Raw genomic sequence first — 5,172 nt, forward strand, 5'->3', positions numbered from 1 at the left:
CCGTTGTTTCCGCCCCTGCTTCATCCGTTCCGGCTGCGCGGGGCATGACCGCGGCTGCGTCGCCGGCGCCGCTGCAACTGCGTCCGCTGCCGCCGGTACCTGGCGCTGCATCGTCCGAGGGGACCATCGCCCGCGCGCCGTCCGGCACGGCGCCGCGGCAGTCGGAAACCGAGGCACCGGCCTGGTCGGAACTGCCGCCCGAACAGCGCGGCCGCGTGACCCGTCCCCGCATCGACGTACACGTCCATGCCGAAGATCCGGTGCGGCGCTTCGTGCTCATCGACCTCAAGCGTTACCGCGAGGGTGACCGCCTGCCTTCCGGCGCGCGCCTGGAGCGCATCGAGGCCGACGGCATCCTGCTCGACGACAACGGCATCCGTTATCGCGTACCGAGACCCTGAGCCCCCATGCTGAAACGACTGCAACGATTCTTCGACGCCCGCATCCGTGGCGCCCTGGATTCTCCTGATCCGCTACGACACGAGCAGGGGTTGCGCCTGGCGACTGCGGCGCTGCTGGTGGAAATGATGCGCGCGGACTTCGACAGCAGCGAGACCGAACGCGCGCGCATTCTCGACCTGCTCACCGGCCGTTTTGGTCTCGACGAGGTTTCTGCGGCGGAGCTGCTGGAACTGGCGCGGGCCGAAGCGGAAACCGCGGCCTCCCTGTTTCAGTTCACCCAATTGATCGATCGCCACTGTCTGCCGGAGGAGAAGGCAAGTCTGATCGAGATGCTGTGGGAAGTGGCCTATGCCGATGCGCGGCTGGACAAGTACGAGGAACACCTGGTGCGCAAGCTCAGCGACCTGCTCCACGTCCCGCATCGGGAGATGCTGCAGGCCAAGCACCGGGTGCTCGACCGTCTGGGCAGTGGCTGAAACGAGGGTGGGGTAAAACCTGCCGCAGGTGACTTGTCGCGTTGGAAGGCGATGACCCTGCCTTCGCAGCCCCTGTTTCAATTTTGCTGCGGTGTGAGCATCGCGTAGCCCGGATGCAGGCCTGCAGGGCCGGAATCCGGGGAACGGCCATTCCCGGATTCCGCTCACGCTGCATCCGGGCTACCTGTTGGACCGCGTCACTCAAGCCATGGCGACGGCTACGGCGCTTTCGTTTCAACTCGCTCCGAGTCCCGCTGCAAATCTGCTGCCATCCGCAGCCCTTGCTGCACATGTGGGGTAATGAAAACGGCCGGGGCCCTTGCGGGCACCCGGCCGTTGCTCCTGAAGGCGGGGTTCTGGTTCAGACCATGTCCTTCAGGCCCTTCAGGGGCTGAACCTTGACGACGTTACGGGCGGGTTTCGCCTTGAACATCATCTCTTCGCCGGTGAAGGGGTTGATGCCCTTGCGGGCACGGGTCGCAGGCTTGCGCACGACCTTGATCTTCATCAGGCCGGGCACGGTGCAGACGCCGGCGCCGCCCTTCTTGATGTGACCGTTGATCAGCACGGTGAGCGATTCGAATACGGCCGCGACATCCTTCTTGCTCAGGCCGGTGTCTTCGGCAATGGCGCTCATCATGGCGGACTTGGTCATCGGTTCCTTGATGGTCTTGATGCGCTTGGCGGGTGCAGCCTTCTTCGCGGCAGTCTTCTTCTTGGCGGTTTTCTTGGCGGTCTTTTTCTTCGCGGCCATCGGATCATGCTCCTCTGTAGCAGCCAGACTGGGTGAAATGACGCGGCTTAAGATAGCACACTGAGCGCAGGGTGGAAGCCTTTCGCGCTGCTATTGCAGCTTTTTTTGCGTCTCCCGGTGCGTCGGAAAATCGGTGCCCCTGCATGCAGCCGCCTCATCGCTTCAAGCCGCATGTCGCACCAGCGCGGAAGCGTCCCTCGGGTCCGGCCGCAAATCCGTCGTCGTCCGCGGCCCCTGGTGCAACATGCGGGTCAGAATCAACCGATTGCCACGATGACCGTTTCCCGGATCCGTCGACGCTCGCCACGGGTGCCATGGCCATGGCACCCGCGGGCGGAGCTGTCCGCAGGCGGGGATCGAGACCCGCGTCACACCATTTTTCACGTTTCGCCGCACCCTGTCGGACAGCGTCACAAGGCGCCGTCCGGCGCGCCTTTGCAATATTCAAGGGAAGGCCGTCCACGGCCGATAGCGAGGAAGGGAATTCGCCGGACAGGGTCTGCGGCGAAGGAATGTCCTTGTTTTGAGCGAGTTGATTGCGACCACATGGGTGCGGCGAAAAAAATCATAGATAAAAAGACCTTACAGGTCCTCGTTCCCTTCAACGCCTTGTCGCCGATGCACTTCGGCGAAGTCGCCGAGAAGACGGTCGTCGAGGAAATCGCCGCCGGTCGCTACCTGTTCCGCGAAGGCGATCGCGACAACCAGTCGGTCTACGTGCTGGAGGGCGAGGTCAGCCTGATCGCCGGCAAGGAACGGGTCGGCAGCGTCACCGGAGGTACTGACGCCGCCCGCCACCCGCTCGCCCACAAGCAGCCCCGACAGGTGTCCGCCCGCGCCGTGGGCAAGGTCACGGTCGCGCGCATCGATTCCAGCCTGCTCGACATCTTTCTGACCTGGGACCAGTCCTCCGGCTACGAGGTCGCCGAGCTGGACGAGGAGGAGGACGACGACTGGATGACCCGGATGCTGCGGTCGAAGGCCTTTCTGCGCCTGCCGCCATCCAATATTCAGCGTTTGCTTATGAAGGTCGAGGCCCATCCCGTCCGCGCCGGCGACGTGATCATCGAGCAGGGTAACGAGGGCGATTACTTCTACATCATCAAGAGCGGGCGCTGCATGGTGACCCGCAAGCCGTCTGCCAACGCCAAGCCGGTGAAACTGGCGGAACTGGGCGACGGCGATGCCTTCGGCGAGGACGCGCTGGTGTCCGATGCCCGCCGCAATGCGACCGTCACCATGTTGACGGATGGCATGCTGATGCGGCTGTCCAAGGCCGATTTCGTCGAACTGCTCAAGGAGCCGTTGGTCCACCGGCTCGGCTATGAGGAGGCCGCGGCGCGTGTCGGATCGGGCGAGGCGAGCTGGCTGGACGTGCGCCTGCCGGGGGAGTTCGAGAACAGCCACATTCGGGGCGCCACCAACATCCCCCTGTCGGCCCTGCGCCTGGAAGCGGACAAACTGGATCCGGGTACCCAGTACATCGTCTGCTGCGATACCGGCAGTCGCAGCGCCAGCGCGGCCTTCCAGCTCAACCAGCGGGGGCTGGAGGCCGTGGTGCTGGACGCAGGCCTGTCCGGCGTACCGGCAGACGCGCTGGAAGGCGACCGCCTCGCCACCGGCCAGGTCGCGGAACCGGAAACGGCGGCGGCCGAACCGGAGCCGGCCGAGCCTGCCGGACGCGCCAGCGCCGAGGTGGTGGACATCAAGGGACGGTCCGAGGGCCGCGCCAGCGCCGACGCCCCGGATGCCGGGGCAGCCGCGCGCGTCGCCTACGAGGCCGAGCTGGAGCGCTTCCGCGCCTTTCGCGAGGATGCCGCCCGCAAGATCGAGGCCGCGCGGGAACAGGTCGCGCGTGCCCGGGCCGAGGCCGAGGCCGCGCAGGCCCGGGCCGAGGAACTGGAGAAGGCACTGGAGGCCGCGCAGGCCGAAGGCGCTGAGGCAGGTGGCGCGCTGGAGGCGGAGCTGGAACGACAGCGCAGTGCCGCGAAGACCCTGGAGGCGCGGGTACAGTCGCTGGAGCAGGCACTGGAAGCGTCCCGGGCCCAGGACAACGAGGCAGCCGAATACGCGGCTTCTCTCGCCTCCGAGCTGGATGGCGCGCGCGAAACCTCGAAGCGGTTGCAGTCCGAACTCGAGGAGACGCGCGGCCGGATCGAAAGTCTGGAAACCGAGCTGGCGCAGTCGCGGCAGGCGCGCACCGAGGCCGAACAGGCCTGGGAAAAGGAACGGGAGGCGCTGCGCGGCCAGATCGAGACCCTCGAGGCCGCGGCCGCCGAGGTGCGGGAGAAGTCCGAGGCGCTGGATCGACTGGACTCCGAACTCGACGCCCTGCGGGCCGAGTCCGAAGCGGCCGCTGCGGCTGCGGCCGAACGCATCGCGGCACTGGAATCCGAGTTGCAGGCCGCCGGCGAGACGCAGCAGGAACAACAGGACCGCATCGAGGCCGCGGAGGCGGCGGCGGCCGAGGCGCGCGAGGAACTCAGGCGCACCCAGGAACGGTTGCGCGCCGAGGCCGACAGCCAGGTCACCGAGCTGCAGGGCGAACTGGAGCGCCTCCAGGCGCAACTCGCCGAGCGGGAATCGGAACTGCAGGGGCGCCAGGCAGAGGCCGAGGCCCGCGCTCGCGATCTCGAGGCGCAGCTCGCCGATCGCGATGCCACCCTGGCACAACAAGCCGAGGCCCTGGAACGGCTGGAGGCCCGGCTGGCAGAGGCCGAGCGCGCAGCGGTCGAGCGGCAGGCCGAGCTCGAAAGGAAACTGGCCGAGCGTGAAGAGGCCGCCGCGCAGTTGACCGCGGAACGCGACGGCCTTGCCGGCCAGCTTGCGGAACTGGAGGCGGCACGGGACCGACTCCGGCAGGAACTCGAAGACACCGGCAAGGCCCTGGAAACGGTGCGTGAGGAGGCCTCCGCCTCGCAGGGCGAGCTGGCCGAGCGGCTCGAGACCCTGGAAAAGGCGCTGGCCGAGGCCCATGCGCGGGTCGAGACCGAGGCCCGGGCCACCGAGACCGCGCAGGCGCGCATCGAGGCGCTGGAAGCGGCGCTGGCGGAGACGCGCAGCACCGCGGACGCGCAGCAGCGAACGGCCGAGTCCAGTGCGGCCGAGCAGCAGGCGCGCATCGAATCCCTGGAACAGGAACTGGGAGAGGCCCGCGCCGCCGCCGAGCAGGCCGGACAGGCGCGCGACCAGGCCGGCGAGGCACTGACTGCGCTGCGCGGCGAGTTCGAGGCCCTGCAGGCCGGTCACGAGGCACTGTCCGCGCGCCTGGAGACCCGGGAATCCGAGCTGACCACGGCCCTGAAGGCCGTCGAGCAGGCGCGTGACGAGCTGGCCGCGGAACGTGACCGCCTGGCCGAAGAACTGCAGACCCAGGCGCGCGAGCACCGCAACGAGGTCAGCGAGCTGCTCGAGCGCAACGAGGCCCTGGGCCGGCGGCTGGAGGCACTGGAGGCCGACAAGGGCAAGGTCGAGACGGCGCTGGCCGATGCCCGCGGCGATCTGGAGGCCACCCGCGAACGATTCGAGACGCGGGTCGCC

At 67.8% G+C, this 5,172-nt stretch carries 4 protein-coding genes; 3 read left to right on the forward strand and 1 reads right to left on the reverse strand.

Translation table 11 applies throughout. From position 1 onward, the window contains the following. The first annotated feature begins 44 nt into the window (after window positions 1–44). Window positions 45–401 (forward strand): general secretion pathway protein GspB, encoded by a 357-nt coding sequence (locus MVF76_RS03785; protein WP_297527461.1) that lies wholly within the window; start codon window positions 45–47, stop codon window positions 399–401. A gap of 6 nt (window positions 402–407) precedes the next feature. Further along, window positions 408–878 carry a TerB family tellurite resistance protein gene (locus tag MVF76_RS03790; RefSeq protein ID WP_297527462.1) on the forward strand — a complete coding sequence of 157 codons (471 nt, stop codon included), beginning with the start codon at window positions 408–410 and terminating at the stop codon, window positions 876–878. Between the two features lie 361 nt (window positions 879–1,239). Here the strand turns inward: MVF76_RS03790 and MVF76_RS03795 are convergent, their stop codons facing one another. Continuing rightward, window positions 1,240–1,632, reverse strand: coding sequence for an HU family DNA-binding protein (locus MVF76_RS03795; protein WP_297527463.1), 393 nt, complete (start codon window positions 1,630–1,632; stop codon window positions 1,240–1,242). 618 nt (window positions 1,633–2,250) lie between these two features. Between MVF76_RS03795 and MVF76_RS03800 the strand changes: the two genes are divergently transcribed. Next, on the forward strand, window positions 2,251–5,172 hold a 2,922-nt coding region (locus tag MVF76_RS03800), incomplete at its 3' end, for a cyclic nucleotide-binding domain-containing protein (protein ID WP_297527464.1).

The sequence above is a fragment of the Thiohalobacter sp. genome, from assembly GCF_027000115.1.
GTDB lineage: Bacteria > Pseudomonadota > Gammaproteobacteria > Thiohalobacterales > Thiohalobacteraceae > JALTON01.